We start from the raw sequence: 23,759 nt of genomic DNA on the forward strand, positions 1-23,759 counted from the left end.
ATGGCGATCCTAGAGTTTTCCAACGTCTCCAAAAGCTTCGGCACCACCCCCGTGTTGCGCAATATTGACCTGAGCGTGAAGGAAGGCGAGTTCCTCGTGCTTCTGGGCTTTTCGGGCACCGGCAAGACCACGCTGATCAACCTGATGGCCGGGCTCGAAATGCCGACCGAAGGGGCGGTCCGCTTCAAGGGCGCCCCCGTCACCGGCCCCGGCCCCGAGCGCGGCGTGATCTTTCAGAACTACTCGCTGATGCCATGGCTGACGGTGAGCGAAAACGTGGCGCTCGCGGTCGACACGATCTTCCCCGGCCTGCCACGCAAAGAGCGCGCAGAAAAGGTGGCGCATTTCGTCAAGATGGTTGGCCTCAGCCATGCCGCAACCCGTCGCCCGGCCGAGCTTTCGGGCGGCATGCGCCAGCGGGTGAACGTGGCGCGCGCGCTCGCCATGAACCCCGAGGTGCTGCTGCTCGATGAGCCGCTCTCGGCGCTCGATGCGCTCACCCGCGCCAATCTGGCGGATGAAATCGAGCATATCTGGGAGGCCGACCGCAAGACCTGCGTGCTGATCACCAATGATGTGGATGAAGCGATCGTGCTTGCGGACCGGATCATTGCGCTCAATCCCGATGGCACGCTCGGCCAAAGCTTCGAGGTGAAGATCCCCCGCCCGCGCGACCGCGGCGCGATGAACCATGATGGTGCCTTCAAGCGCCTTCGCGCCGATGTGACCACCTATCTGATGGATGTCGGCATTTCGGCCAAACGCGAGGGCGCGCGGCAGTTGCCCGACGTGGTGCCGCTCCATGCGCTGCCCAAGGCGGTGTCCGAGGCGGCGCGCTCGGCGCTGGAAGATCGCTATCTGGACTATTCCCGGCTGCACAAGGTCTACCCAACGCCGAAAGGCCCGCTCACCGTGGTGGAAAATTTTGATCTGACGCTGAAAAAGGGCGAGTTCGTCAGCCTCATCGGCCATTCGGGCTGCGGCAAATCCACCGTGCTCACGATGACCGCGGGGCTCACCGATGTCTCGCTTGGCGGTATCAAGCTCGACGGCTTCGAGGTGAAGGGCGCAGACCCGGAACGCGCCGTGGTGTTCCAGTCACCCTCGCTCTTCCCCTGGCTCTCGGCGCGCGAAAACGTCGCCGTGGGGGTGGACAAGGTCTACCCCAAGGCGAGCCGCGCCGAGCGGCAGGATGTGGTCGATTACTACCTCGAGCGCGTCGGCCTTGCCGATGCGATGGACCGCCCCGCAAGCGAAATGTCGAACGGCATGCGCCAGCGGGTCGGCATTGCTCGCGCCTTCGCGCTCTCGCCCAAACTGCTGCTCCTCGACGAACCCTTCGGCATGCTCGACAGCCTCACCCGCTGGGAGCTGCAAGAGGTGCTGATGGAGGTCTGGTCGCGCACCAAGGTCACCGCCGTCTGCGTCACCCATGATGTGGATGAGGCGATCCTGCTCGCCGACCGGGTGGTAATGATGACGAACGGGCCGCGCGCCACAATCGGGCGCGTGATGAAGGTGGATCTGCCGCGCCCGCGCACCCGCAAGGCCCTGCTCGAACACCCCGATTATTACCTCTACCGCGAGCAGGTGCTCAACTTCCTTGAAGAATATGAAAAGGGCCACAAGCCCGCCAGCACATCGGAGGCCGCGTGATGGATATTGCAACCGCCCCTTCTCCCCGCGCCTTCATCGGCGTCAGCGAAGTCTGGGTGCCCGAGGGGGACCGCCTCGTTCATGCCGGGGGCGCCTATGGCGCGATGGGCGCCTTTGAGGAGGCCTCGCGCCGGGTCAGCTTCGGGCGCGGCGAGGGCCTTCCCGGCAAGGCCTGGGCCGAGGCGCGCCCGGTCGTGCTCAAGGGCTTTGACGGAAGCTATTTCCAGCGCACCGAGGCCGCGAAAGCGGCGGGGCTCACCTCTGCGGTGGCTTTGCCGGTGTTTGCGGGCGAGACCCTCAAGGCGGTGCTCGTCGTGCTGTGCGGCGACGATGAGACCACCACCGGCGCGATCGAGGTCTGGGCCGAGCACGACGGGCTTTTGCTGCTCGACGATGGCTATTACGGCGCGGCCAAACATTTTGAATGGGTCAGCCAGCACACGCATTTTCCAAAAGGTCAGGGCCTGCCGGGCGGGGTCTGGGCGGCGCAAACGCCGATGCTGTTTCGTGATCTGGGCTCGGGCTACCGCTTCATCCGCTCAGAAAGCGCGGGCGCAGCGGGGCTGACCACGGGGCTTGGCCTGCCGGTGCCGGTGCCGGGCGGGCGCGCCTATGTGGCGACACTTCTCTCCGCGCGCGGAACCCCCATCGCGCGCCGCTTCGAGATCTGGGACGCGCGCGAGGCACGGCTCGGCAAGGAGGGCGGCGCGGTGCTGACCGATGGCCTCTGCGAGCGCGAAGGCCCGCTCTGGAATGAAGACAGCCCCCGCCGTGCGCAGATCTGGCAAGGGCCGATCGGGCAGGTGCTGGGCTCGGGCCTGCCGGTTGTCTCGTGGGGCGGAACGCTTGCGGCGGGCTATTCCACCATGGTCGCGCTGCCGATCCATCGCGGCGAAGAGATCGCCCATATCGTCGCCTGGTATATCTGAGGAGGCCCGGATGAAAAAACTGGTCGTGATCGGGGCGGGCATGGCCTCGGGGCGGATGCTCGAACATCTGTTCGAGGCGGCGCCGGGAGAATGGGACGTCACGCTCTTCAACGCGGAGCCGCGTGGCAATTACAACCGCATCATGCTCTCGCCGGTGCTGTCGGGCGAGAAGAGCTTTGAGGAAATCGTCACCCATGATGCGGGCTGGTATGAGGCCCATGGCGTCACCTGCCGCTTTGGCGAACGGGTGGTGGGCATCGACACCCTCCGCATGGAAGTGACGGGCGAGAAGGGCGCGGTGGCCTATGACAAGCTCGTCATCGCCACCGGCTCGGAGCCCTTCATGATCCCGCTGCCGGGGCGCGATCTGGAGGGCGTGATCGCTTACCGCGACCTTGAGGACACCAACCGGATGATCGAGGCCGCGGCACCGGGCGCGCGCGCCGTCGTGATCGGCGGCGGCCTTCTGGGCCTTGAGGCGGCGGCGGGCATGCGCCTGCGCGGCATGGAGGTGACGGTGGTTCACCTGATGGGGCACCTGATGGAGCGCCAGCTGGATGCGGCGGCGGGCTATTTGCTGCGCCGCGCGCTCGTCGACCGCGGCATCGAGGTGCTGTGCTCGGCCAATTCCAAAGAGATCGTGGGCGAAAACGGCAAGGTCCGGGCGCTGAGGCTGGAGGACGGCACCGAACTTCCCTGCGACCTCCTGGTGATGGCCGTGGGCATCCGCCCGGCCTCCGCCCTGGGGCGCGCGGCGGGCCTCGCGGTCGGGCGCGGCATTCAGGTTGATGCGCAGATGCGCAGCTCCGATCCTGACGTGCTGGCGCTTGGGGAATGCGTCGAATTCAAGGGCCAGCTCTTTGGCCTCGTCGCGCCGCTTTATGACCAGGCCAAGGTCGCCGCCGCAACGCTGATTGGCGAAAACGCGAGCTTCACCCCGCGCGAGGTCTCGACCAAGCTCAAGGTCACTGGCTGCGATCTGTTCTCGGCGGGCGACTTTGCCGAAGGCCCGGAGCGCGAGGATATCGTGTTTCGCGACCCCGCCCGCGGCGTTTACAAGCGCCTCGTGCTGGAGCGAAACCGCCTCGTTGGCGCGGTGCTTTATGGCGATGTGGCGGATGGCAACTGGTTCTTTGGCCTGATCAAGGACGCGGCCGATGTCTCCGAGATGCGCGAGACGCTGATCTTTGGCCCGGCCTTTCAGGGGGGCGCACCCGCGGACCCTATGGCGGCCGTTGCAGCCTTACCGGCTGACGCAGAGATCTGCGGCTGCAACGGCGTGTGCAAGGGCGCCATCGTCACGGCGATCCAGAATGGCGCCACCACGCTCGATGCGATCAAGGCCACCACCAAAGCCAGCGCCTCTTGCGGCAATTGCGCCGGGCTGGTCGAGCAGGTGCTGGCCGTGACCTTGGGGGATGCCTTCGTTGCCCCCACCGCGCGGCCCATGTGCGGCTGCACCGAGCATCCGCATGAGGATGTGCGCCGCCTGATCAAGGCGAAGGCGCTCAAATCCATGCCTGCGGTGATGCAGGAGCTTGGCTGGAAAACGCCAAACGGCTGCCACAGCTGCCGCCCGGCGCTGAACTATTACCTGCTCGCCGATTGGCCGCTGGAGTATAAAGACGACCCGCAAAGCCGGTTTGTGAACGAGCGCAACCACGCCAATATTCAAAAAGACGGCACCTATAGCGTGATGCCGCGGATGTGGGGCGGCATGACCACACCCGACGAACTGCTGGCCATCGCCGCGGCGGCAAAGAAATACAACGCCACCGTGAAGGTGACGGGCGGGCAGCGGATCGACCTTCTGGGTATCAAAAAAGAAGATCTGCCCCATATCTGGGCTGATCTGAATGCAGCGGGGATGGTCTCGGGTCATGCCTATACCAAGGGGCTGCGCACGGTAAAAACCTGCGTCGGCACCGACTGGTGCCGCTTTGGCACGCAAGACAGCACCGGCCTTGGCATCAAGCTCGAAAAGCGGCTCTGGGGCGCGTGGACGCCGCACAAGTTCAAGCTCGCCGTTACCGGCTGCCCGCGCAACTGCGCCGAGGCCACCTGCAAGGATCTGGGCGTGATCTGCGTGGACAGCGGCTACGAGATCGGCGTTGGCGGGGCCGCCGGGATGGAGCTGAAAGAGACCGAGCCGCTCGCCAAAGTCGCCAGCGAGGAGGAGGTGATCGACATCACCGTGGCGTTCCTGCAGCTCTACCGCGAGAGCGCAAACTACCTTGATCGACCCTACAAATGGATCGCCAAGACCGGCGGGCTCGACTGGATTCGCGCGCAGGTGGTGGACGACCTCGCAAACCGCGCTTGCCTGATCGCGCGCTTCGATCTCTCGCAATCCATCTATCAAAAAGACCCCTGGGCCGAGCGCGCCACGCCGCACTATCAGCGCGCCTGGTCTCCGCTTGCCGATCTCACCAAGGAGGCCGCCGAATGAGCTTTGTCGATATCGGAGCGCTCGAAGACATTCCCGCGCAGGGCGCGCGCGTCGTGCGCACCAAGCTGGGTTGCGTTGCAGTGTTTCGCACCGCCGATGACCGGGTGTTCGCGCTTGCAGATCGCTGCGCGCACAAGGGCGGCCCGCTCTCGGAGGGGATCGTGCATGGCCACAAGGTCACCTGCCCGCTGCACAACTGGGTGTTCAGCCTCGAAACCGGGCAGGCGCAGGGGGCGGACGCTGGGCAGGTGCAGACCTTTGCGGCAAAGGTCGAGGCCGGGCGGGTTCTGCTCGATGCCGCACAGCTGACGACAGAAAGCGCGGCGTGAGAGGGCGAAAACGATGGGCACAGGTGAAGAGGTGACGGAGCGCGCGGCGGAGACGATCCGCACCACCTGCCCCTATTGCGGCGTCGGCTGCGGCGTGCTGGCCCGGCCCGACGGCGCAGGAGGCCTTGAGATCCGCGGCGACCGGGCGCATCCGGCAAACGCCGGGCGGCTCTGCTCCAAGGGCTCGGCTCTGGGCGAGACGGTCGGGCTTGAAGACCGCCTGCTGGCGCCGCAGATCGGCGGGCAGGAGGCAAGCTGGGACGCGGCGCTTGATCTGGTCGCAAGCAAATTCCGCGCGGCGATGACCGAACACGGGCCCGATGCGGTGGCCTTCTATGTTTCCGGGCAGCTCCTGACCGAGGATTACTATGTTGCCAACAAGCTGATGAAAGGCTTCATCGGCTCGGGCAATATCGACACGAACTCCAGGCTTTGCATGGCCTCTTCGGTGGCCGGCCACCGCCGCGCCTTTGGCACGGACACGGTGCCCGGGCTTTACGAGGATTTCGATCAGGCCGAGGTGATCGTGCTCGTGGGCTCGAACCTCGCCTGGTGCCATCCGGTGCTTTACCAGCGCATCGCCGCGGCCAGATCCGCCAACCCTGCCTTGCGCGTGGTGGTGGTTGACCCGCGCCGCACCGCGACCTGCGACCTTGCCGATCTGCACCTTGCCATTGCGCCGGGGGCGGATGCCGCGCTTTTCAACGGGCTCTTGGCCGAGATCGCCGCGCAAGGCGCGGTGAACCGGGACTATGTCTCGGCCCATGTGAGCGGGTTTGATGCGGCGCTGGAGGCGGCCCGCGCCTCCGACATCGCCCTGACCGGCCTCCCGGCGGCGGACCTCGCAGCGTTCACCCGGCTCTGGATCGGCGCCGAGAAGGTCGTCACCGTCTATTCGCAGGGCGTGAACCAGTCGTCTTCCGGCACCGACAAGGTCAATGCGATTCTCAATTGCCACCTCGCCACCGGGCGGATTGGCCGCCCCGGCATGGGGCCCTTTTCGGTCACCGGCCAGCCCAATGCGATGGGCGGGCGCGAGGTGGGCGGGCTTGCCACTATGCTCGCCTGCCATCTCGACATCGAAAACCCCGATCACCGCGCCGCGGTGCAGGGGTTCTGGGCCAGCCCCGCCATCGCACCGGGGCCGGGGCTGAAGGCCGTGGACATGTTCCGCGCCGTGGAGGCCGGGCAGATCAAGGCGCTCTGGATCATCTGCACCAATCCCGCCGTCTCGATGCCCGAGGCGGACCGGGTGCGCGCGGCGATCGCGGGCTGCGATTTCGTCGTCGTCTCGGATCTGACGGCGCAAACCGATACCGCCCGGCTCGCCGATGTGGTGTTGCCCGCCACAGGCTGGGGCGAGAAAGACGGCACGGTGACAAATTCAGAGCGCCGCATCTCGCGCCAGCGCGCGGCGCTGCCCGCGCCGGGGCAGGCACGGGCGGACTGGCAGATTATGTGCGATGTCGCGGCCCGGATGGGCTGGGGCGACCAGTTCAGCTACAAGAGCCCGGCCGAGATCTTTCGGGAATATGCCGCGCTTTCCGGGCTTGCGGGCCTTCTCGGGCGGGATTTCGATATTTCCGACTTCGCCACGATTTCCGAGGAGGACTATGACACCCTCGCCCCCTTTGTCTGGCCGCAATCGGGGGCGAAACGCGGCGGGCGCTTCTTTGCTGAGGGGCATTTCTACACCCCGGACCGCAAGGCGCGCATGCTCGCCACCCCCCCCCGGATGCCGCAATCAGTGCTCAGCGCCGCCACGCCGTTCCGGCTTAACACCGGGCGGGTGCGCGATCATTGGCACACGATGACCCGCACTGCAAAATCGCCCCGCCTCGGGGCGCATATGGGCGAGCCCTATCTGGAGATCCACCCCGCCGATGCCGCCCGCCTCGGGCTTGGCCCGGCTACGCTCGCAGAGGTTTCCAACGCGCAAGGACGCGCGATCCTGCGCGTGCTCGAAAGCCCGCGGATCGCGCCCGGCAGCGTTTTCGCCCCGATGCACTGGACCGGAGAAACCGCCGCGGCGGGGCGCATTGATGCGCTGGTCCCCGCCATTGTCGACCCGGTCTCGGGCCAGCCCGAAAGCAAGGGCGCGGCGGTCCAGATCGCCCCGTTCCGCGCGGGCTGGTATGGGTTCGCGGTGAGCGTGGACGATGTGCGGCCGGGTTGCGCCTACTGGGCCAAGGCGCGCAGCAAGGCGGGCTGGCGGATCGAGCTGGCCGGGCAGGAAGCGCCCGCGGACTGGGTGGCTTTTGCGGCGGATCTGTTCGGGCAGCACGGGGCGCAGCCGATCTCCATGATCGACCCGGCCCGCGGCCTTGCGCGGATCGCCTTTTTGCGCGCGGGGCGGGTTTGCGCGGCGCTTTTTGCGGCGCCCGAACCCGTGGCCCTTGCGCGCGGGCATGTCGCGGCCCTTCTGGGCGAGCACGATCACCCCGCGCTTCTGGCAGGCCGACCGGGCGCCGACCGCCCCGACCCCGGCGCCACGCTTTGCGCCTGTTTTGACGTGGGCGTGAACACGATCCTTACCGCAATCGCCGAGCAGGGCTTGACCTCGGTCGAGGCGATCGGCACAGCGCTGCGGGCCGGAACGAACTGCGGCTCGTGCCGCCCGGAATTGGCCGCGCTTCTGGCACAGGCCCGCAAAAAGGAGACCGCAGCATGAGCCTTGCCGCCTATGTGCATGCCCTCGGGCGTGGCCCGGGACGCTCGCGCGCATTGACACAGGACGAGGCCCGCGATGCGATGACCCAGATCATCGCCGGAACGGCGGCGCCCGAGGCGGTGGGCGCGCTGTTGATGCTGATGCGTTATCGTGGCGAGACCGCGCCCGAAATCGCAGGATGTGCCGAGGCGCTGCGTGCCAGCCTGCCGCTTTGGCCCGGCCCGCCGGCGGGGCTCGACTGGCCCAGCTATGCCGCGGGGCGATCGCGCGGCCTGCCATGGTTCCTGCTCTCCGCGCGGCTTGTGGCGATGGCCGGTGTGCCGGTGCTGCTGCATGGCTGGAACGGGGCGCAAAGCGGCCCGGCATCGGTGCGCGGCGCGCTTGAGATCGCGGGCATCCCCGTGGCTGCGGGGATGGACGCGGCGGCGGCGCAGCTTGCAACCACGGGCATCACCTATCTGCCGCTCGAAACCTTTGCGCCGCGCGCGCTGGAGCTTTTGCGGCTCCGGGAGGTTCTGGGCCTGCGCTCGGCGGTCAACACGGTGCTGCGGGTGATGAACCCGTCGCGCGCCCCCGCCGCGGTGCAAGGCGTGTTCCATCCGCCTTACCGTGCGCTGCAGGCCGAGGCCTGCGGGCTTCTTGATCTCGCAAATCTCACCGTTCTCAAAGGGGGCGGAGGGGAATTCGAGCGCCATCCGTCAAAAGCGGTTGCGCTCTTCGGGCGCCGTGACGGGGCCGAGTGGAGCAGCGAGGCGCCGCCCCTGTGCGACGAAACGCGCCGCCTTGCGCCGGAGCAAACCGGGGCCGCGCTCGATCCACAAGACCTTGCCCGGCTCTGGTCCGGCGCGTGCGAAGACCCGTTTGCCACGGCCATCGTTCTGGGCACGGCGGAGCTTGCCTTGCAAACCGCGGGCCACGCCGCGGCCCGGCCCCTTGCAGAAAGCCTGTGGGCACGGCGCAATGACACGCCCCCCCCGAACCGCCTCAGCCATTGAAAGGAGCCCTGCGATGAGATCCTTCCTCCTGTTCCGGCCTTTGGGCGAGCGCACCTTGGGTCTCGCCCTGTTGCGGGTGGCAGAGGCGGGCCTGCGCCAGATCCAGAGCTTCATCGCCCCGCCCAGCGCGGCGGCACGCGCAAAATCCGCACAGAACGAACCGCGCAACGGTGCCGTGACGCAGGGCACGATCGCGCTTGTCGGCGCGGGCCCCGGCGCCTGCGATCTGCTCACGATCCGCGCCCTGCAGCGCCTGCAGGAGGCCGATGTGATCTTTTACGATCGGCTCGTCGACCCGCAGATGCTCGCGCTCGCCCGCCCCGAGGCCGAAAAGATCTATGTTGGCAAGGCCGTGGGCGCGCATGACTGGCCGCAACAGCGCATCGATGCCGTGATCGTGGCGGCGGCCTTGCGCGGGCAGCGCGTGGTGCGGCTCAAGAGTGGGGCCCCGGGCCTTTTCGGGCGCGCCACCGAGGAATTGGCAGCGGCCCGGACGCACAATATTGCGGTGGAGATTGTGCCGGGCGTGACGGCGGCCTCTGCTGCCGGGGCGGCCCTCGGGCGCGCGCTCAGCGAGCGCGGCGCGACCGACAGGGTGGTGTTTGCCACCGGCACCTGCCGCCCGGGCGCGCCCAACCCGGATTGGGGGGCCAGCATGGTCCCGGGCACCACGCTCGCGCTTTACATGGGGGTGAAACAGGCCCCAATCATTGAGGCGAATTTGCTGCAGGCCGGTGTGCCCGGCACGGCAGAGGTCGAGATCGTGAGCGAAATTTCCACGCCGCGCCAGCGCATTGCCACCAGCGTGCTGGCCGATCTTTCCGCCACGATCCGGCGCGAGAACATCGCCAATCCGGCGATCATCCTGATCCGGCACACCAAGGGGCACGTGTCGGAGCGCGCGCGCCTTCCCGCCGTCGCGGAGCCTCAGCACGCAGCGCGCTGAGGCCCTTGGCAGCGCTCAGGCTGGTGCCTCGGGGTCAACCTTGCGCGGGCAGGCATCGTCCGGCCGCAGCCCCTCTGGCGCCAGCCCGATCCAGGCATCGACGGCATCAGGCTCAAACCCGGCGCGTTGCTCCGCGCCCACCTGCATCAGGGGGCGGCGGATCAACAGCGGCTCGGCAAGCAACACGGCCATCGCCTCCGCCTCGGAAAGTGCATCGGGCCGAACCTCGCCCGAACGAATGCGTGGCGCAGCGGCATTGAACCACTGCGCCACGGGGCGCGCCCCGAAAAAGGGGCGCAGGGTCTCTGCGGTCCAGGGCGCGGTGAGCAGATCACGCACCTCGAGCACGTGACCGGCCTGCCGCAGCGCTGCCTTCTGCCGTCCGTTGCCGACACAGCCGGGCTTTTCCCAAAAGATCACCTCAGCCATGCGCGGTCCTTTCAACGGTTCCGCCGCAGGATAGGCGCAATCGGGGCGCCGATCAAACCTTGCCGCTGTAAACCGGGAAAACGCTCGCGTCGCCGTAGTCTTTCGCGTTGATCGCCTTGAGCACATCCATATCCGCGGCGGAGATCTCGAAATCCACCTCGGCATTCGACTTCATGCGCTCGGGCTTCGAGGTCTTCGGCAGCACGAGGCAGTCGAGTTGCAGCACATAGCGGATGCAAAGCTGCGGCACGGTCACGCCGTATTTCGCGGCCATTGCGCCGATGTCCGGGTTGTCGAGGATCTTGCCATGGGCGATCGGCGAATAGGCCTCCACCAGCATGCCCTTGGACTTGCTGTACTCGATCAGCTCGAACGGGGTGTTGCCAACATGCGCCAGCACCTGGTTGATCATCGGCTTGACAGTGGCATTGTCGACCAGGTTGTCGATGTCGGCTTTCTGGAAGTTCGACACGCCGATGGCGCGCAGCTTGCCCGCCGCGAGCGCTTCTTCCAACGCTTTCCAGGCCGCGAGGTTGCCCTCGAAGAAGCGGTCCTCAACCGCCCAATCGCCCCAGGGCTGCGGGCTGTGAATGATCATCAGGTCGATGTAATCGAGCCCGAGAGTTTTCAGCGAGCCTTCGATCGCGGCTTTCGCGCCCTCGTAATCCTTGATCTCGGCAGCCAGCTTGGTCTGCACGAAAATCTCTTCGCGCGGCACGCCGCAGGTGCGCACGCCTTCGCCCACACCGCGTTCATTGCCATAGGCCTGCGCCGTGTCGATATGGCGATAGCCGAGCGCGATCGCGGCTTTCACAGCTTCGGCGGCCTTGTCATCCTCGATCATCCAGGTGCCCAGCGCGAGCTTGGGGATCGCAACGCCGTTGGGCAGGATCATGGTTTCTTTCAGCATCGTTATGCCTCCTGTGCTTGCGGCTCCGGGGAGCCATGTCCGTTGGGCAGTCTACCCGTCTGGTGCGGATATAGTGCGGCCTCCGTTGGAGGATAATCTCACTCTAATGGCTAGTTCTCATGAATGAGCCTCATCAATCCGCCGACCTGCCTTGAGCAGCACCGCCCCCTTGCCCTCCGTTGCGAGCGTGTCAGAGGGGTTGCGCAGAGGGCAGATCTCCTTCGAGAGGCAGCCGCAACCGATGCAGCCGTCGAGCGTGTCGCGCAGCTCTGTCAGCCCGTCGATACGCGCCTGCAGCGCCGCCTTCCAACCTGCCACCATCGCGCGCACCTCATGCACATCGGGGGTCTTGTCGGGCGGAAAGGGGCGCAGCAAAGCCGCGATCTCCGCCAGCGAAAAGCCCAGATCCTGCGCCACGCGGATGATCGCGATCCGGCGCAGCACGTCGCGCGCATAGCGGCGCTGGTTGCCGGAACTGCGCAAAGCCGCAATCAACCCCTTCTTCTCGTAAAAATGCAGCGTCGCCACGGTGACGCCTGCCCGGTGTGCCACCTGCCCGACACTGAGCACCGCGGCAGGTTCCCGCCGCCCCCCGGGCGCATTTGTCGCGTGCTGCACAGGCATTCCCCGCTTGACCTCATCTTAACATGAGGTTTTATACCGCATGTCGGCTTGTGGGTGCAAGCCCCCCGGACGCTTGCCGGATCGGGGTGGATTGGCGGGCCGGGGCTGCTCCCCGTCACGCAAGACACGGAGCAGACAGGGAATGTCCGACAAGATTGAAAAGATTGCGCTGGTCAGTGGCGCCAACCGCGGCATCGGGGCGGCGGTGGTCGCGGGGCTCGCCAAAGCTGGCGTGCATGTGCTTTTGGGCGCGCGCGATCTCGCCGCGGGCGAAGCCACGGCGGCCCCGCTGCGCGCCGCGGGGGGATCGGTGACGGCGGTGCAACTCGATGTGACGGACCCGCAAAGCGTGGCGGCCCTCGCCGAGAAGCTCGCCGATGATTACGGCCATATCGACATTTTGGTGAACAACGCCGGCGTCGGGCTTGATTACGTGCCCGGCATGAGCCCCGTCGAGAAGATGGAGGCAACGCTTGCGATCAACGTGGTGGGCGGGCTGCGCCTGACCGAGGCGATGCTGCCGCTTCTGGAAAAAAGCGCGGCGGCACGGATCGTCAATGTGTCATCGGAACTGGCCTCGTTCGGGCTGCGCCATGATCCGGCCTGGGAGCACCACGACAAGGTGATGCCGATTTATGCCGCCTCGAAGGCGGCGGTGAATGCCCTCACGGTCGGCTATGCGCTGGCGCTGGCGCCGAAAGGGATCAAGGTCAACGCCATCTGCCCGGGCTATACGGCGACGGCGGCAACAAACTTCATGCCCGACCGCACCGTGGAGCAAGCCGCGGTGGTGATATTGCAAATGGCGCTGCTGGAGAACGACGGCCCGACCGGCGGCTTCTACAACGATCAGGGCGCCCTGCCCTGGTAACAGGCCCGGCACTGCCCTGCCGGACCTGTGGGGGGGCGCAGCCCATGCGCCCCCCCTTTTCATGCGCCCCCTTTTTTACGCACACCCCCTCGCGCATTTTCGCAACATGCGCACCCGGCATGAGTGCGCCTGCGTTTCGTGAAATCTGCTCATGAATGCATCCCGGCACGGAGCATTCTCTCACGCGCACCCCGGACTATCTCACTCAATGCAGCCGAACCTATACGGCTGCCGGCTCCGGCCGCTCGACGTTCCAAGGAGATCTTCCAGATGAAACTTCCCCTCGCGACCCTCGCCCTGCTCATTGCCGCCCCTGTCGCCTTCGCGCAGGAGATGACGGTGACCCCGGCCGAAAGCCGCGCAGGTGCGCTTGGCTCGCCCGATTTCTTCACCGGCACCGTGCTCGTTGCCCCGGTCTTTGGCCCCGAGATGGGCGATGTGAGCGCGGGTGAAGTGACCTTCTTCCCCGGCGCACGGGCGGCTTGGCATACCCATCCGGCGGGCCAGAAACTGGTGATCCTCTCGGGCACCGGCTGGGTGCAGGAGCGTGGCCAGCCCAAACAGGTTGTGCAGGCGGGTGACGTGGTCTGGTGCCCGCCCGGCGTCGAGCATTGGCATGGCGCGACCGACACCACCTCGATGACCCATTTCGCCTTCCAGCAGGCGGTGGACGGCAAAAACGTGACCTGGGGCGAGCATGTGACCGACGCGGAATACGCCGCGGAGTGACCCTTCCCCAAACGGAAAAGCCGGGATGCGAACATCCCGGCTTTTTCATGCGGTGAGGACCGCGCGCTCAGTCGATCCGTTCAAACCGCGCCGGCAGCCCGCCCGAGCGCTGCAGCGCCGTGATCGGGCCCTCAAAGGCACCCAGCCGCACCAGCCCGGCCGAGCTTGAAAACGGTTTGAGGAAAATCGCAAGATTGCCCCAGGGCGCATAAAGCGTGATGTCGCCGGTTTCGGGCTTGTAGGCGCGCGGCGCGCCGGTGGTGTCGAGCTTGCGCGGCAGATCCGAGATTTTCTCGATGCCGTGGTAATCCCCAAGCGTCAGATCGAGCGGCAAAAGGGCGGCAAAATCGCGCCCGGCGGCGGTATCGTCGAGCGTTGCCGTCAGCGTGGTATCGGGGAGGATCACACGAATCCTGGTCATTTTGGTCTCTTTCTCGGAAGCGGAGGTCTCGGCCCGCACCGGCCCGGCCAGCCCGAGCGCTCCAAGCGCAAGCGACACGAAGGCGCGACGATGCATGGCGGCCCCTTTCTCGTTATCAGGCCGGGGCGGACAAGGCCCGCCCCGGCCGGGCCGGTCAGGCCTTGGTCATGTCGATCACATAGCGGTAACGGGCTTCTTTGTTCACCACTTTCACGAAAGCCTCGGTGATTTGATCCGGGGTGATCAGCTCATAAGAGGCCGCAATCCCGTGATGCGCCGCAAAGTCGATCACCGCCTGCGTTTCGGCGATGCCGCCGATCATGGAGCCCGCGAGGCTTTGACGGCCAAAGCCCATCGGCATGCCCTGCGCGCCCTCGATCGGGAACAGCGCGCCCACGTTGACGAGCGTCTTGTCGAGCTTGAGCAGGTTCAGGAACGGCTGCATCGGGTAGGCCACGGGCACCGTCGAGACCATCAGGTCAAAGCTGCCCATGTTTTTCTTCATCGCCTCTTCGTCGGTCCAGAGGTAGGCCTCTTTCGCACCAAAGGCTTTCGCATCGGCGATTTTTTCTTCAGTGGTGGTGAAAACCACAACCTCTGCGCCCTTCGCCACGGCGAGTTTCACCGCCATATGGCCGAGCCCGCCCATGCCGATCACGCCAAAGCGCTCACCCGGTTTCAGATCCCAGTGGTTGATCGGCGAGAAGGTGGTGATGCCCGCGCACAGAAGCGGCGCGAACCCGGCAAGGTCGACCCCCGGCGGGATGCGCAGCGCGAAATCTTCGGTGACGACGACCTTTTTCGAGTAGCCGCCATAGGTGACGCCACCCGAGACCTTGTCTTCGGAGTTATAGGTGAAGGTGGTGCCGTTCAGGCAGTTTTGCTCGCGGTCCGCAAGGCAGTTCGCGCATTCGCCGCAGCTGTCGACCATGCAGCCGACGCCCGCGTAATCGCCCTCACGGAACTTGATCACTTCCGAACCAACGCCGACAACGCGGCCCACCATTTCGTGGCCCGGCACCAACGGGAAGGTCGGCATCCCCCAGTCGCCATGCGCGGTGTGAATGTCGGAATGGCAGATCGAGGCATACATGATCTCGATCACCACATCTTTCGGGCCTGCGGCGCGGCGCTTGATCATTTGCGGCGCGAAGGTGCCGCTCGTGTCATTGGTGGCCCAGGCCTGCACTTCGGAGGCAGCGAGGTTGGCGGTGCTCTCTTGTGCGGCGGCGGGGCTTGCCAGCGCGGCCCCCGCGAGCGGCGCGGCCGCAAGCGCGGCACCTGCGCGCAGGAAGGCGCGCCGATCTTCGCCTTCGCGGGTCAACAGTTCGATTTTGTCATTGCAGGATTGGCACATCCGGGAAAGCTCCTCGTTTTCGATTGCCTCAACATGGCAAGAAAAGCGGGCACGACAACCGTGCCGCAGGACACGCCACCCATGAGCGGCACTCATCAATGTCTGCGGCATCGCCCCCATTAAGACTGGATCGCGCCCGCGCTAGGATGCCCGCCGCACCCAAAATCAATGCGTGGACTTCATGAAAGGCGCGCATATATTGCAAGGAGCACCAGTGATGCCCGCCCCTCAAACGAACGATCCCCCCGCCATGCTGCGCGAAAACATCAACGACCTGATCGCTCTGGCCACCGTCGCCGAGGAACGCAGTTTTACCCGGGCGGCGGCGCGGCTCAACGTGTCGCAATCGGCGCTGAGCCATACGATCAAGGCGCTTGAGTCGCGGCTCGGGCTCAGGCTTTTGACACGCACCACCCGCTCGGTCGCGCCCACGCTCGAAGGGGAAGACCTTCTGGCGACGATCAACCCCTGCTTCGAAACCATCGAGGCGCGGCTGCGCGCACTCAACGACAACCGTGACCAGCCCACCGGCACGGTGCGCATCGTTGCGGTCGACTATGCCATCGACACGGTGCTCTGGCCCAAGCTCTCCCCGCTTCTGAAGAAATACCCGTCGATCAACCTTGAACTGGTGATGGATTACGGCTTCACCGACCTCGCCTCTGCGCAATGCGATGCCGGGGTGCGCTATGGCGAGGCGGTGAGCGATGGCATGATCGCCACGCGGATCGGCCCGGATGAGCGGATGCTGTGCGTGGCTGCGCCCGAGTATTACGAGCGCGCCGGGGTGCCGGATGCGCCGCAGGATCTCTCGGCACATGAGTGCATCAACCTGCGCCTCTCCACGCATGGTGCGCTTTACGCTTGGGAGTTCGAGGACAAGGACGGCAACGAGATCCGGGTAAAGGTGCGCGGTCAGTGCTGCTTCAACACCGTGGTCCCGGTGATGCGCGCGGCCCTTGAAGGGCATGGGCTCGCCTGCCTGCCAGACCGGATGGTCGAACCGCATCTGCAAAGCGGCGCGCTGCGCGCCTGCCTTGAAGACTATTCCCCGGCCTTTCCGGGGTTCTATCTTTACTACCCGAGCCGCCAGCGCCCGTCTTCGGCGTTCACCGCGGTGCTGGAGGCGCTGCGCGAACGCGCGTGAGGCCCTTGGTTCCATGAGTGGCGCTCATGAGTGAGGTGATCGTTTTTGCCATTAAACTCGGGATGCAAAGGGCCACATGACGCAGGGTAACAAAGACCCGATGGAGGCCCTGATGAAAACCACCCTTGCCGCATCCGCCCTGGCGCTTTTTGCCACCGGCGCCTCGGCCGAGGCGCTCTCGCGCACCCAACCGGAAAGCCTTGGCCGCGTTGCTCCGGCGCTGCAGGCCTATGCAACCGATGATTTGCTTGGCTCGGTCTGGAACGGCAAGGAATTGTCGGTTCGAGATCGGGCGCTTGTCACCTTTGCCGCGCTCATGACCCGGCACGAAATCGACACGCTGGCGCGCCATGGCGAGCTTGCGCTCGAGGCGGGGGTGACGCCGGCCGAACTTTCGGAAACGATCACCCATCTCGCCTTTTATACCGGCTGGGGCAATGCGATTGCCGCGACCGAGGCGATGGCGCCGGTTTATGACGCGCGTGGCATCACCGCCGACATGCTGCCCCCCGCCCACCCCGAACTGCTGCCGATCGACGAGAAGGCCGAGGCCACGCGCGACGCCTTCGTCTCAAGCACCTTCGGCTCTGTCTCCCCCGGCGTGGTCGACACGACGCGCGACATCCTGTTCAAGGATCTCTGGCTGCGCCCCGGCCTTGCGCCGCGCGACCGCTCGATGATCACCGTGGCCGCGCTGATCGCCGCGGGCCAGCCCGAGCAGATGACCTTTCACCTCAACCGCGCCATGGACAACGGCCTGACGCAGGAAGAGGCGGGCGCAATGCTTTCGCATCTGGCTTTTTATGCGGGTTGGCCCAAAGTGTTCTCGGCACTGCCGGTGGCCAAGGCCGTGTTTGAAAGCCGCAACAACTGAGGACGCATCATGCAGATCGGTATTCTCGGCGCGGGGCGAATGGGGGGCCAATTGGGCCGCCTTTGGGCGCGCTGCGGTCACGAGATCCGCTTTGCCTATGCGCGCAGCCTCGACACACTCACCGCGCTCGCCCGGGAAACGGGCGGCGCAACCGGCACCGTGGCGGAGGTCGTCGCGCAATCGGATGTGCTGCTGCTTGCGGTGCACTGGAGCCGCGTGCCCGATGTGCTCGCACAGGCGGGCGATCTTGCGGGCAAGGTCGTGCTCAACTGCTGCGTGCCACTGGATGAAACCGACACCACGCTGGTGCTCGGCCCCACCACTTCGGGCGCGGAAGAACTTGCCCGGCTGCGCCCCGCGGCGCACTGGGTCGGGTGTTTCAACACCTCGCCGTCCGAATGCCTTGCATCTGTCTTTGCCTGCAAGGGGCAGGAAGATCCGCCACAGCTTCTGGTCTATGGCGCGGATGCAGGCGCGCTGGAGATCGCCCAGACCCTCATTCGTGACATCGGCTTTGCGCCCTGCCCTGCGGGCGGGTTGCGCAGCGCACGCTTTGTCGAGCCCTTCGCAATGATCACCGCCGAACTCGCCTATGAGCAGCCCGGCGGCCCTGCGTTGACCTACCGTTTTGAAAAACTGCGCCCTTGAGCGCACCAACCGAAAGGACCCCTCCCATGAAAATCATCCGCTCCGGCGAAACCCATTCGATGAAAGGCCCCGAAGACTGGTTCACCGGCACCGTCCGCGTCGACATGCTGTTTGTCGCGGAAGAGCCCGGCCGCACCAGCGGCAGCCATGTCACCTTTGAGCCCGGCGCGCGCACCGCATGGCATACCCATCCGGCGGGCCAGACGATCCTGATCACCTTCGGGCGCGGCCGTGTGCAACGCGAAGGCGGCCCGGTGGAAGAAGTGACCGCGGGCGATGTCGTCTGGTTCCCGGCTGGTGAAAAGCACTGGCACGGCGCATCCGCAGAAACCGCGATGAGCCATATCGCGATTCAGGAAAGCATCAACGGCTCCCCGGTGACCTGGCTCGAAAAAGTGGCTGACGCGGATTACAACGGCTGAGCCAGTCCCCAAAGGCGGTGCGGCAAGATCGCACCGCCGACCTGCCCCGGATTATTTTCCATGGCCCGCTGCCGGTTTACAGGCAGCGGGCCAAGCCATGCTCCAGCCCTATTCAAGTCGAGCCATTGGCGAGATTCAGGCTCCCCAAAGGAGACCTGTTCGTTGAGCACTCTTTGCTGGCTGACGGCTGCACGAATGGAACGTCCGAAGCTGTTCTCGGGACAACCGGCCCCCGGACGGTTCTCTGATCCTCCTCATATGTGGCCAGCCGAGGAGCCCGGTGTCTGCGTCCGCATGGCGGCATGAAGCGCGGGGGGGGGGCGCGAAACGCGCGGGGCCGCCGCACCGCGATTCGTCGGCGATGTCTTTTTCATATCCGGCGCTCTATTTTTCATCGTTTGGCTCGGGGGCGCATCCTGCGACAGATTTGCCCTTTACAAGGGCCGGGAATCGCGTTGCTAATCAAGTAAACCAGTTTACTAAACCGCTTTACCTTTGGTTTTGCGGCGGGGAGAGAGTCTTGGCAACCTTGCAGGATGTGGCGAATGCGGCGGGCGTGTCGAAGACGACCGTGTCGCGCTTCCTTAACGGCTCCCTCGATCTGCCGCTGCGCACGGCAGACCAGATCCGCGCCGCGATCCGCGATCTGGACTATCGCCCCAATCCGCATGCGCGCCGCCTCAGCCTTGGGCGGTCAGATACCATCGCACTGATCGTGCCCGATATTTCCTCGCCCTTCTTTGCCACTTTCGTGGCGGCGGTGGAGGCCGAAGCAGATGCACGCGGCTTGTCGCTGTCGTTGCACGCCACGCTGAACCGCCGCGACCGGGAACTGTCCTATATCGACACGGTCGCGCGCGGTCATGCCGACGGGCTGATCTTCATCACCAACCATGCCGATGATGGCGAATTGGGGCGGCGACTGCAGGCGGCAGGCAATTGCATCATCGTCGATGAAGATGTCTCGGGCACCGATCTGCCCAAGGTGTTTTCCGACAACGAGCAGGGCGGCTACCTGGCCGGGCGGCATCTGGCCGAGGCCGGGCACCGCCATCTGATGCTGATCGGCGGCGGCGAAGAGATGATCTCGGGCGAGCGCCGCCATGCCGGTTTTATGCGGGGATTGCATGAGGTGGCGGGGCCGCAGGTGCGGATCTTGCGCCATCAGGGCACCTATACGCTTGAAACCGGGCGCGCCGCGGCCCGTCGCTTTCTGGAATCTCCGGTCGATCAGCGCCCCAGCGCCATTTTTGCAACCTCTGACGAGTTGATGATCGGCCTGATGGAAGTTTTGCAGACCTCGGGCATTCGCGTGCCCGAAGAGGTTTCCGTTGTGGGGTTCGACGATGTCGGCCCGCTGCATCTGTTTGCGCCGGCGATCACCGCCGTGCGGCAACCGGTTCGTGACCTGGGCAAAAGTGCGCTTGCGCTTTTGCTGGAGCGGGCCGCGGACGGCAACAAGCCCCCGTCAGAGGTGCTGCTGCCGGTCACCCTCATCGAGCGGGCTTCGGTGGCCCCGCCGATGTCATCCTGACACCGATCCAACAGAGAGGACTACCCATGCTGTCTCCCTTGACCCGTCGCGGTTTCGCTGCCTTGTTGGCCACCGCCAGCCTGTGCGCTGCCCTGCCTGCCGTGGCGCAAGAGACCAAGACCCTTGCGCTGGTGCAGATCAATCAGCAGGCGCTGTTCTTCAACGAAATGAACCGTGGCGCGCAGGAAGCGGCCGAAAAAGCCGGCGTGAAGCTGGTGATCTTCAATGCCAACAACGATTCCTCGGCGCAAAACTCGGCGGTCGAGACCTATATTCAGGAGCACGTCGACGGGATTGCCGTCGTGGCGATCGATGTCAACGGCATCATGCCGGCGGTGAAACAGGCCGATGCGGCAGGGATCCCGGTGGTCGCGATCGACGCGATCCTGCCCGAAGGGCCGCAAAAGGCGCAAATCGGCGTGGACAACGCCAAGGCCGGGGCCGATCTGGCCGCGTTCTATGGGACCAACCAGACCGGGCCGAGCAAGCTCGGGATCGTCGGTGCCCTGAACTCCTACATCCAGAACGTGCGGATGGACGGCTTCAAGGAAGCGCTGGGCGCCGATGTCACCCTCGCGGACACGGTCGACGGGCAGAACATTCAGGATGTGGCGCTCGGTGCGGCGGAAAACCTCATCACCGCCAACCCGGATCTGAACGCGATCTATGCCACCGGCGAGCCGGCGCTGATGGGCGCGCTCGCGGCCGTGGAAAGCCAGGGCAAGCAATCGGACATCGCGCTTTATGGCTGGGATCTGACCGCGCAGGCGATTGATGCGATCGATGCGGGGTATCTCAAGGGCGTCGTGCAGCAAGACCCGGCGGCGATGGGCGCGGCGGCGGTCGAGGCGCTTCTGGCCATCTCGAACGGCCAGACAGTCGAGCCGAAAATCGCGGTGCCGGTCACCATCGTGACGAAAGACAACGTGGACGACTTCCGGTCGCTGTTTAAATGAGCATGGCGGATGTGAATCAGCAAGGGAGGGGGGATGCCCCCCTCTCGACTCCCGCTCCGATCTTGTCGTTGCGTGGAATAGAGAAGACCTTCGGCTCGCATCAGGCGCTGCGCGGGGTCGATCTGGATATTCGCCCGGGCGAATGTCTGGGCCTGATCGGCGATAACGCGGCCGGGAAATCGACGCTGTCGAAGGTGATTTCCGGCACCTATGTGCCCGATGGTGGCCAGATCACCATGGACGGCAAGCCGGTGCGCTTTGCCACGCCCTCCGCGGCGCGTGATCTGCATATCGAGATGGTCTATCAGGATCTGGCGCTGTGCAACCATGTCGATGTGGTGGGCAACCTGTTTCTGGGGCGCGAACTCAAGCGTGGCCCGTTCCTCGACCAAAAGCGCATGCTCGAAGAGGCCGAAAAGATGCTGGCCGCGCTCGAGATCCGCATTCCGCGGCTGACCGCCAGGGTCGAAAAGCTCTCGGGCGGGCAGCGGCAGGCGATTGCGATTGCGCGTGCCGCCAGCTTCAATCCGAAAGTGCTGATCATGGACGAGCCCACCTCGGCGCTTGCCGTGGCCGAGGTCGAGGCGGTTCTGGCGCTGATCAACCGTGTCAAGGCGCGCGGCGTCGCCGTGGTGCTGGTCACCCACCGGATGCAGGATCTATTCCGTGTCTGCGACCGGATCGCGGTGATGTATGAGGGCACGAAAATCGCGGAACGCGAGATCGACAAGACGAATTTGCAAGAACTGGTCGACCTGATCGTCGGCAAAGGAGGCCATTGATGGTTGCCTACACAGAGCGTCAGGCCGGCTCCAAACTGGCCGATTTCATTGGCGATCACGCTCAGGTTCTGTCGATTGCGACCTTCTTCGCGCTCTGCGTGCTGTTTTTTGGCGTGCTGACACCGACGTTCCTCAACATGGGCAACCTGCTCAATATCGTGCGTCAGGCCGCGCCGATCATGGTGGTGGCGGTCGCGATGACATTGGTCATCACCACCGGGGGGATCGACCTGTCGGTCGGCTCGATGGTGGCGCTGATCAATGCGACGGCGGCGGTGCTGATGGCGATGGGGCTGCCCTGGCCGCTGGCGATCGTGCTGATGCTGATCATGGGCGCGGTGATCGGCGGCATTCAGGGCTGGTTCATCGCGTATCAGGGCATTCCGGCCTTCATCGTGACGCTGGCCGGGTTGTCGATCCTGCGCGGTGCGGCGCTTTACCTGACCGAGGGCTACTCGATCCCGATCCGCGATGCAGATGGCTTTTTCTGGCTGGGCCGGGGGGAAATCTTCGGATTGCCGGTGCCCGCGCTGATCGCGATATTGATCGCCATCGCCGGCTTTGTCGTGATGCTGCGCACGCAATATGGCCGTCAGGTCATTGCCGTCGGCTCCAACATGGAGGCGGCGCGCCGGGTGGGCATGCCCGCGCTCAAGGTGCTCGCCTCGGTCTACATGGTGGCGGGGATCGCCTGCGGTGTTGCGGCGATCCTGATTGCCGCGCGTCTGGGCTCTGGCTCGTCAAACGCGGCGCAGGGATTTGAGTTGCAGGTGATTGCGGCGGTGGTTCTGGGCGGCACCTCGCTTCTGGGCGGCAAGGCCTCGATGTTTGGCACCGTGCTCGGCACGATGACCATTGCCGTGATCGGCAACGGGCTGATCTTGCTGCATATCTCGCCCTTCTTCACGCAAATCGTCACCGGCACGATCATCTTGATCGCGATCTGGATGAACACGCGCCTGTTCGAACGGAACTGGCGGTTCGGCAAAAGGAAAAAGGCATGAGTGAACGTTCCGAGGCGCATGTCGGCTCCGGGCTCGTGATGACGGTCAATGGCCCCATCCCGAGCGCAGAGCTGGGCCACACGCTGATGCACGAGCATCTGCAAAACGATTGTTCCTGCTGGTGGAACCCGCCCAAGGAGCCCGAGCGCAGCCATCTGGCCGATGCCAAGGTGTCAATCGAGATATTGGGCGAGTTGCGGCAGGACCCCTTCGTCAACAAGCACAATATAACGCTCGATGACCCCGATCTTGCGATTGCGGAACTGAAACCCTTCACTGCGGTGGGCGGGCGTTCGGTGGTGGACCCGACCTGCCGCGGCATCGGGCGGGACCCGAGAAAACTGCGCCACATCGCCAAGGGTTCGGGCGTCAACATCGTGATGGGCGCGGGCTATTACCTTGAGGGCTCGATCCCGCAGGCGGCGCGCGGCCTTTCGGCCGATGCCATCGCCGACGAGATCGTGGCGGAGGCGCTCATCGGCACCGATGGCACCGATGCGAAAATCGGCCTGATCGGCGAAATCGGCGTTTCTTCCGATTTCACGCCGCTTGAGGAAACCTCACTGCGCGGCGCGGCGCGCGCGCAGGCCCGCACCGGGCTGCCGTTGATGGTCCACCTGCCCGGCTGGTTCCGGCTTGCCCACAGGGTGCTCGACATCGTCGAGGAAGAGGGGGGCGATCTGAACCATTGCGTGCTGTGCCACATGAACCCCTCGCATATGGACCCGATCTATCAGGCCACGCTTGCCCAACGCGGCGCCTACCTGGAGTTCGACATGATCGGGATGGATTTCTTCTATGCCGATCAGAACGTGCAATGCCCCTCCGATGACGAGGTCGCGCGCGCGATCCTGAACCTGATCAACGGCGGCTTTGGCGACAAGATCCTTCTGTCGCACGATGTCTTCGTCAAGATGATGCTCACGCGCTACGGCGGCAATGGCTACGGCTTCGTGTCGCGCCACTTCCTGCCGCGCCTTCTGCGCCACGGGCTCGACCCGGCGATGCGCGACGTGTTGATGGTGTCGAACCCGCGCCGGGTCTTTGACGCCACTTTCTGATTATTGCCAAAAGGA

At 65.3% G+C, this 23,759-nt stretch carries 23 protein-coding genes; 18 read left to right on the forward strand and 5 right to left on the reverse strand.

From position 1 onward, the window contains the following. Genes ACFSM0_RS17370 through cobA form a run of 7 tightly spaced genes read left to right on the forward strand, consistent with a single transcriptional unit; the run spans window position 1 to window position 9,975 of the window. Window positions 1–1,656: an ABC transporter ATP-binding protein gene (locus ACFSM0_RS17370; protein ID WP_377393524.1), complete on the forward strand. Its 1,656-nt coding sequence runs from the start codon at window positions 1–3 to the stop codon at window positions 1,654–1,656. Further along, on the forward strand, window positions 1,656–2,585 hold the full coding sequence (locus ACFSM0_RS17375; protein ID WP_377393527.1) for a GAF domain-containing protein: 930 nt from the start codon (window positions 1,656–1,658) through the stop codon (window positions 2,583–2,585). Before ACFSM0_RS17370 ends, ACFSM0_RS17375 begins: the two co-directional genes overlap by 1 nt. 10 nt (window positions 2,586–2,595) lie before the next feature. Continuing rightward, window positions 2,596–5,034, forward strand: a complete 2,439-nt coding sequence (gene nirB / locus ACFSM0_RS17380; RefSeq protein WP_377393530.1) for a nitrite reductase large subunit NirB — start codon at window positions 2,596–2,598, stop codon at window positions 5,032–5,034. Beyond that, window positions 5,031–5,363: a nitrite reductase small subunit NirD gene (gene nirD / locus ACFSM0_RS17385; protein ID WP_377393533.1), complete on the forward strand. Its 333-nt coding sequence runs from the start codon at window positions 5,031–5,033 to the stop codon at window positions 5,361–5,363. Before nirB ends, nirD begins: the two co-directional genes overlap by 4 nt. Window positions 5,364–5,376: 13 nt before the next feature. After that, a complete protein-coding gene (locus ACFSM0_RS17390; RefSeq protein ID WP_377393536.1) occupies window positions 5,377–8,034 on the forward strand; it encodes a molybdopterin-dependent oxidoreductase in 2,658 nt (885 codons plus the stop codon). Then, window positions 8,031–9,029: a glycosyl transferase family protein gene (locus ACFSM0_RS17395; protein WP_377393539.1), complete on the forward strand. Its 999-nt coding sequence runs from the start codon at window positions 8,031–8,033 to the stop codon at window positions 9,027–9,029. Before ACFSM0_RS17390 ends, ACFSM0_RS17395 begins: the two co-directional genes overlap by 4 nt. Before the next feature lie 13 nt (window positions 9,030–9,042). Continuing rightward, window positions 9,043–9,975 carry a uroporphyrinogen-III C-methyltransferase gene (gene cobA / locus ACFSM0_RS17400; protein ID WP_377393542.1) on the forward strand — a complete coding sequence of 311 codons (933 nt, stop codon included), beginning with the start codon at window positions 9,043–9,045 and terminating at the stop codon, window positions 9,973–9,975. Window positions 9,976–9,990: 15 nt separating this feature from the next. Here cobA and ACFSM0_RS17405 read toward each other — a convergent pair whose 3' ends face one another. The 3 genes from ACFSM0_RS17405 to soxR form a co-directional block, all read right to left on the reverse strand. After that, a complete protein-coding gene (locus ACFSM0_RS17405; RefSeq protein WP_377393545.1) occupies window positions 9,991–10,404 on the reverse strand; it encodes an ArsC/Spx/MgsR family protein in 414 nt (137 codons plus the stop codon). A gap of 52 nt (window positions 10,405–10,456) precedes the next feature. Further along, on the reverse strand, window positions 10,457–11,314 hold the full coding sequence (locus ACFSM0_RS17410; protein WP_377393548.1) for an aldo/keto reductase: 858 nt from the start codon (window positions 11,312–11,314) through the stop codon (window positions 10,457–10,459). A gap of 117 nt (window positions 11,315–11,431) precedes the next feature. Beyond that, window positions 11,432–11,932 (reverse strand): redox-sensitive transcriptional activator SoxR, encoded by a 501-nt coding sequence (gene soxR / locus ACFSM0_RS17415; RefSeq protein ID WP_377393551.1) that lies wholly within the window; start codon window positions 11,930–11,932, stop codon window positions 11,432–11,434. 148 nt (window positions 11,933–12,080) lie between these two features. On the opposite strand from soxR, the gene ACFSM0_RS17420 reads away from it, so the two are divergent. Further along, complete coding sequence (locus ACFSM0_RS17420; RefSeq protein ID WP_377393554.1) at window positions 12,081–12,809, forward strand: SDR family NAD(P)-dependent oxidoreductase; 729 nt, start codon at window positions 12,081–12,083, stop codon at window positions 12,807–12,809. A gap of 270 nt (window positions 12,810–13,079) precedes the next feature. Then, on the forward strand, window positions 13,080–13,538 hold the full coding sequence (locus ACFSM0_RS17425; protein WP_377393557.1) for a (R)-mandelonitrile lyase: 459 nt from the start codon (window positions 13,080–13,082) through the stop codon (window positions 13,536–13,538). 67 nt (window positions 13,539–13,605) lie between these two features. On the opposite strand, the gene ACFSM0_RS17430 is transcribed toward ACFSM0_RS17425, so the two are convergent. Both ACFSM0_RS17430 and ACFSM0_RS17435 read right to left on the reverse strand, forming a co-directional pair. Continuing rightward, window positions 13,606–14,055 carry a cyclophilin-like fold protein gene (locus ACFSM0_RS17430; protein WP_377393560.1) on the reverse strand — a complete coding sequence of 150 codons (450 nt, stop codon included), beginning with the start codon at window positions 14,053–14,055 and terminating at the stop codon, window positions 13,606–13,608. Between the two features lie 58 nt (window positions 14,056–14,113). Next, a complete protein-coding gene (locus ACFSM0_RS17435; RefSeq protein ID WP_377393563.1) occupies window positions 14,114–15,316 on the reverse strand; it encodes an NAD(P)-dependent alcohol dehydrogenase in 1,203 nt (400 codons plus the stop codon). A 217-nt stretch (window positions 15,317–15,533) separates the two neighbouring features. Between ACFSM0_RS17435 and ACFSM0_RS17440 the strand changes: the two genes are divergently transcribed. The 9 genes from ACFSM0_RS17440 to ACFSM0_RS17480 all read left to right on the forward strand — a co-directional run bounded on the left by ACFSM0_RS17440 (window position 15,534) and on the right by ACFSM0_RS17480 (window position 23,744). Further along, the gene (locus ACFSM0_RS17440; RefSeq protein ID WP_377393566.1) at window positions 15,534–16,463 is read left to right on the forward strand and encodes a LysR family transcriptional regulator; all 930 of its coding nucleotides are present in this window, start codon (window positions 15,534–15,536) and stop codon (window positions 16,461–16,463) included. A 112-nt stretch (window positions 16,464–16,575) separates the two neighbouring features. After that, a complete protein-coding gene (locus tag ACFSM0_RS17445; protein ID WP_377393569.1) occupies window positions 16,576–17,337 on the forward strand; it encodes a carboxymuconolactone decarboxylase family protein in 762 nt (253 codons plus the stop codon). Between the two features lie 9 nt (window positions 17,338–17,346). Then, window positions 17,347–17,985: an NADPH-dependent F420 reductase gene (locus ACFSM0_RS17450; protein WP_377393572.1), complete on the forward strand. Its 639-nt coding sequence runs from the start codon at window positions 17,347–17,349 to the stop codon at window positions 17,983–17,985. 26 nt (window positions 17,986–18,011) lie between these two features. Continuing rightward, complete coding sequence (locus ACFSM0_RS17455; RefSeq protein WP_377393575.1) at window positions 18,012–18,407, forward strand: (R)-mandelonitrile lyase; 396 nt, start codon at window positions 18,012–18,014, stop codon at window positions 18,405–18,407. A 520-nt stretch (window positions 18,408–18,927) separates the two neighbouring features. Next, window positions 18,928–19,941, forward strand: coding sequence for a LacI family DNA-binding transcriptional regulator (locus ACFSM0_RS17460; protein ID WP_377393578.1), 1,014 nt, complete (start codon window positions 18,928–18,930; stop codon window positions 19,939–19,941). Window positions 19,942–19,967: 26 nt separating this feature from the next. Continuing rightward, window positions 19,968–20,897 carry a substrate-binding domain-containing protein gene (locus tag ACFSM0_RS17465; protein WP_377393581.1) on the forward strand — a complete coding sequence of 310 codons (930 nt, stop codon included), beginning with the start codon at window positions 19,968–19,970 and terminating at the stop codon, window positions 20,895–20,897. A 68-nt stretch (window positions 20,898–20,965) separates the two neighbouring features. Continuing rightward, the gene (locus ACFSM0_RS17470; RefSeq protein WP_377393584.1) at window positions 20,966–21,679 is read left to right on the forward strand and encodes an ATP-binding cassette domain-containing protein; all 714 of its coding nucleotides are present in this window, start codon (window positions 20,966–20,968) and stop codon (window positions 21,677–21,679) included. Then, window positions 21,679–22,683, forward strand: a complete 1,005-nt coding sequence (locus ACFSM0_RS17475; protein WP_377393586.1) for an ABC transporter permease — start codon at window positions 21,679–21,681, stop codon at window positions 22,681–22,683. Before ACFSM0_RS17470 ends, ACFSM0_RS17475 begins: the two co-directional genes overlap by 1 nt. Continuing rightward, window positions 22,680–23,744, forward strand: coding sequence for a phosphotriesterase family protein (locus ACFSM0_RS17480; protein WP_377393588.1), 1,065 nt, complete (start codon window positions 22,680–22,682; stop codon window positions 23,742–23,744). Before ACFSM0_RS17475 ends, ACFSM0_RS17480 begins: the two co-directional genes overlap by 4 nt. The last annotated feature ends 15 nt before the right edge of the window (window positions 23,745–23,759 follow it).

This window comes from Rhodobacter lacus, assembly GCF_042683065.1.
GTDB lineage: Bacteria > Pseudomonadota > Alphaproteobacteria > Rhodobacterales > Rhodobacteraceae > Rhodobacter > Rhodobacter lacus.

Bases quoted from the DNA above. Each gene is read 5' to 3' on its own strand.
- nirB (WP_377393530.1), top strand. From the start codon at position 2,596: ATGAAAAAACTGGTCGTGATCGGGGCGGGCATGGCCTCGGGGCGGATG.
- ACFSM0_RS17410 (WP_377393548.1), bottom strand. From the start codon at position 11,314: ATGCTGAAAGAAACCATGATCCTGCCCAACGGCGTTGCGATCCCCAAG.
- ACFSM0_RS17425 (WP_377393557.1), top strand. From the start codon at position 13,080: ATGAAACTTCCCCTCGCGACCCTCGCCCTGCTCATTGCCGCCCCTGTC.
- cobA (WP_377393542.1), top strand. From the start codon at position 9,043: ATGAGATCCTTCCTCCTGTTCCGGCCTTTGGGCGAGCGCACCTTGGGT.
- ACFSM0_RS17445 (WP_377393569.1), top strand. From the start codon at position 16,576: ATGAAAACCACCCTTGCCGCATCCGCCCTGGCGCTTTTTGCCACCGGC.
- ACFSM0_RS17455 (WP_377393575.1), top strand. From the start codon at position 18,012: ATGAAAATCATCCGCTCCGGCGAAACCCATTCGATGAAAGGCCCCGAA.
- ACFSM0_RS17430 (WP_377393560.1), bottom strand. From the start codon at position 14,055: ATGCATCGTCGCGCCTTCGTGTCGCTTGCGCTTGGAGCGCTCGGGCTG.
- ACFSM0_RS17405 (WP_377393545.1), bottom strand. From the start codon at position 10,404: ATGGCTGAGGTGATCTTTTGGGAAAAGCCCGGCTGTGTCGGCAACGGA.
- ACFSM0_RS17420 (WP_377393554.1), top strand. From the start codon at position 12,081: ATGTCCGACAAGATTGAAAAGATTGCGCTGGTCAGTGGCGCCAACCGC.
- ACFSM0_RS17440 (WP_377393566.1), top strand. From the start codon at position 15,534: ATGCCCGCCCCTCAAACGAACGATCCCCCCGCCATGCTGCGCGAAAAC.
- ACFSM0_RS17370 (WP_377393524.1), top strand. From the start codon at position 1: ATGGCGATCCTAGAGTTTTCCAACGTCTCCAAAAGCTTCGGCACCACC.
- nirD (WP_377393533.1), top strand. From the start codon at position 5,031: ATGAGCTTTGTCGATATCGGAGCGCTCGAAGACATTCCCGCGCAGGGC.
- ACFSM0_RS17375 (WP_377393527.1), top strand. From the start codon at position 1,656: ATGGATATTGCAACCGCCCCTTCTCCCCGCGCCTTCATCGGCGTCAGC.
- ACFSM0_RS17465 (WP_377393581.1), top strand. From the start codon at position 19,968: ATGCTGTCTCCCTTGACCCGTCGCGGTTTCGCTGCCTTGTTGGCCACC.
- ACFSM0_RS17395 (WP_377393539.1), top strand. From the start codon at position 8,031: ATGAGCCTTGCCGCCTATGTGCATGCCCTCGGGCGTGGCCCGGGACGC.
- ACFSM0_RS17435 (WP_377393563.1), bottom strand. From the start codon at position 15,316: ATGTGCCAATCCTGCAATGACAAAATCGAACTGTTGACCCGCGAAGGC.
- ACFSM0_RS17480 (WP_377393588.1), top strand. From the start codon at position 22,680: ATGAGTGAACGTTCCGAGGCGCATGTCGGCTCCGGGCTCGTGATGACG.
- ACFSM0_RS17450 (WP_377393572.1), top strand. From the start codon at position 17,347: ATGCAGATCGGTATTCTCGGCGCGGGGCGAATGGGGGGCCAATTGGGC.
- ACFSM0_RS17475 (WP_377393586.1), top strand. From the start codon at position 21,679: ATGGTTGCCTACACAGAGCGTCAGGCCGGCTCCAAACTGGCCGATTTC.
- ACFSM0_RS17390 (WP_377393536.1), top strand. From the start codon at position 5,377: ATGGGCACAGGTGAAGAGGTGACGGAGCGCGCGGCGGAGACGATCCGC.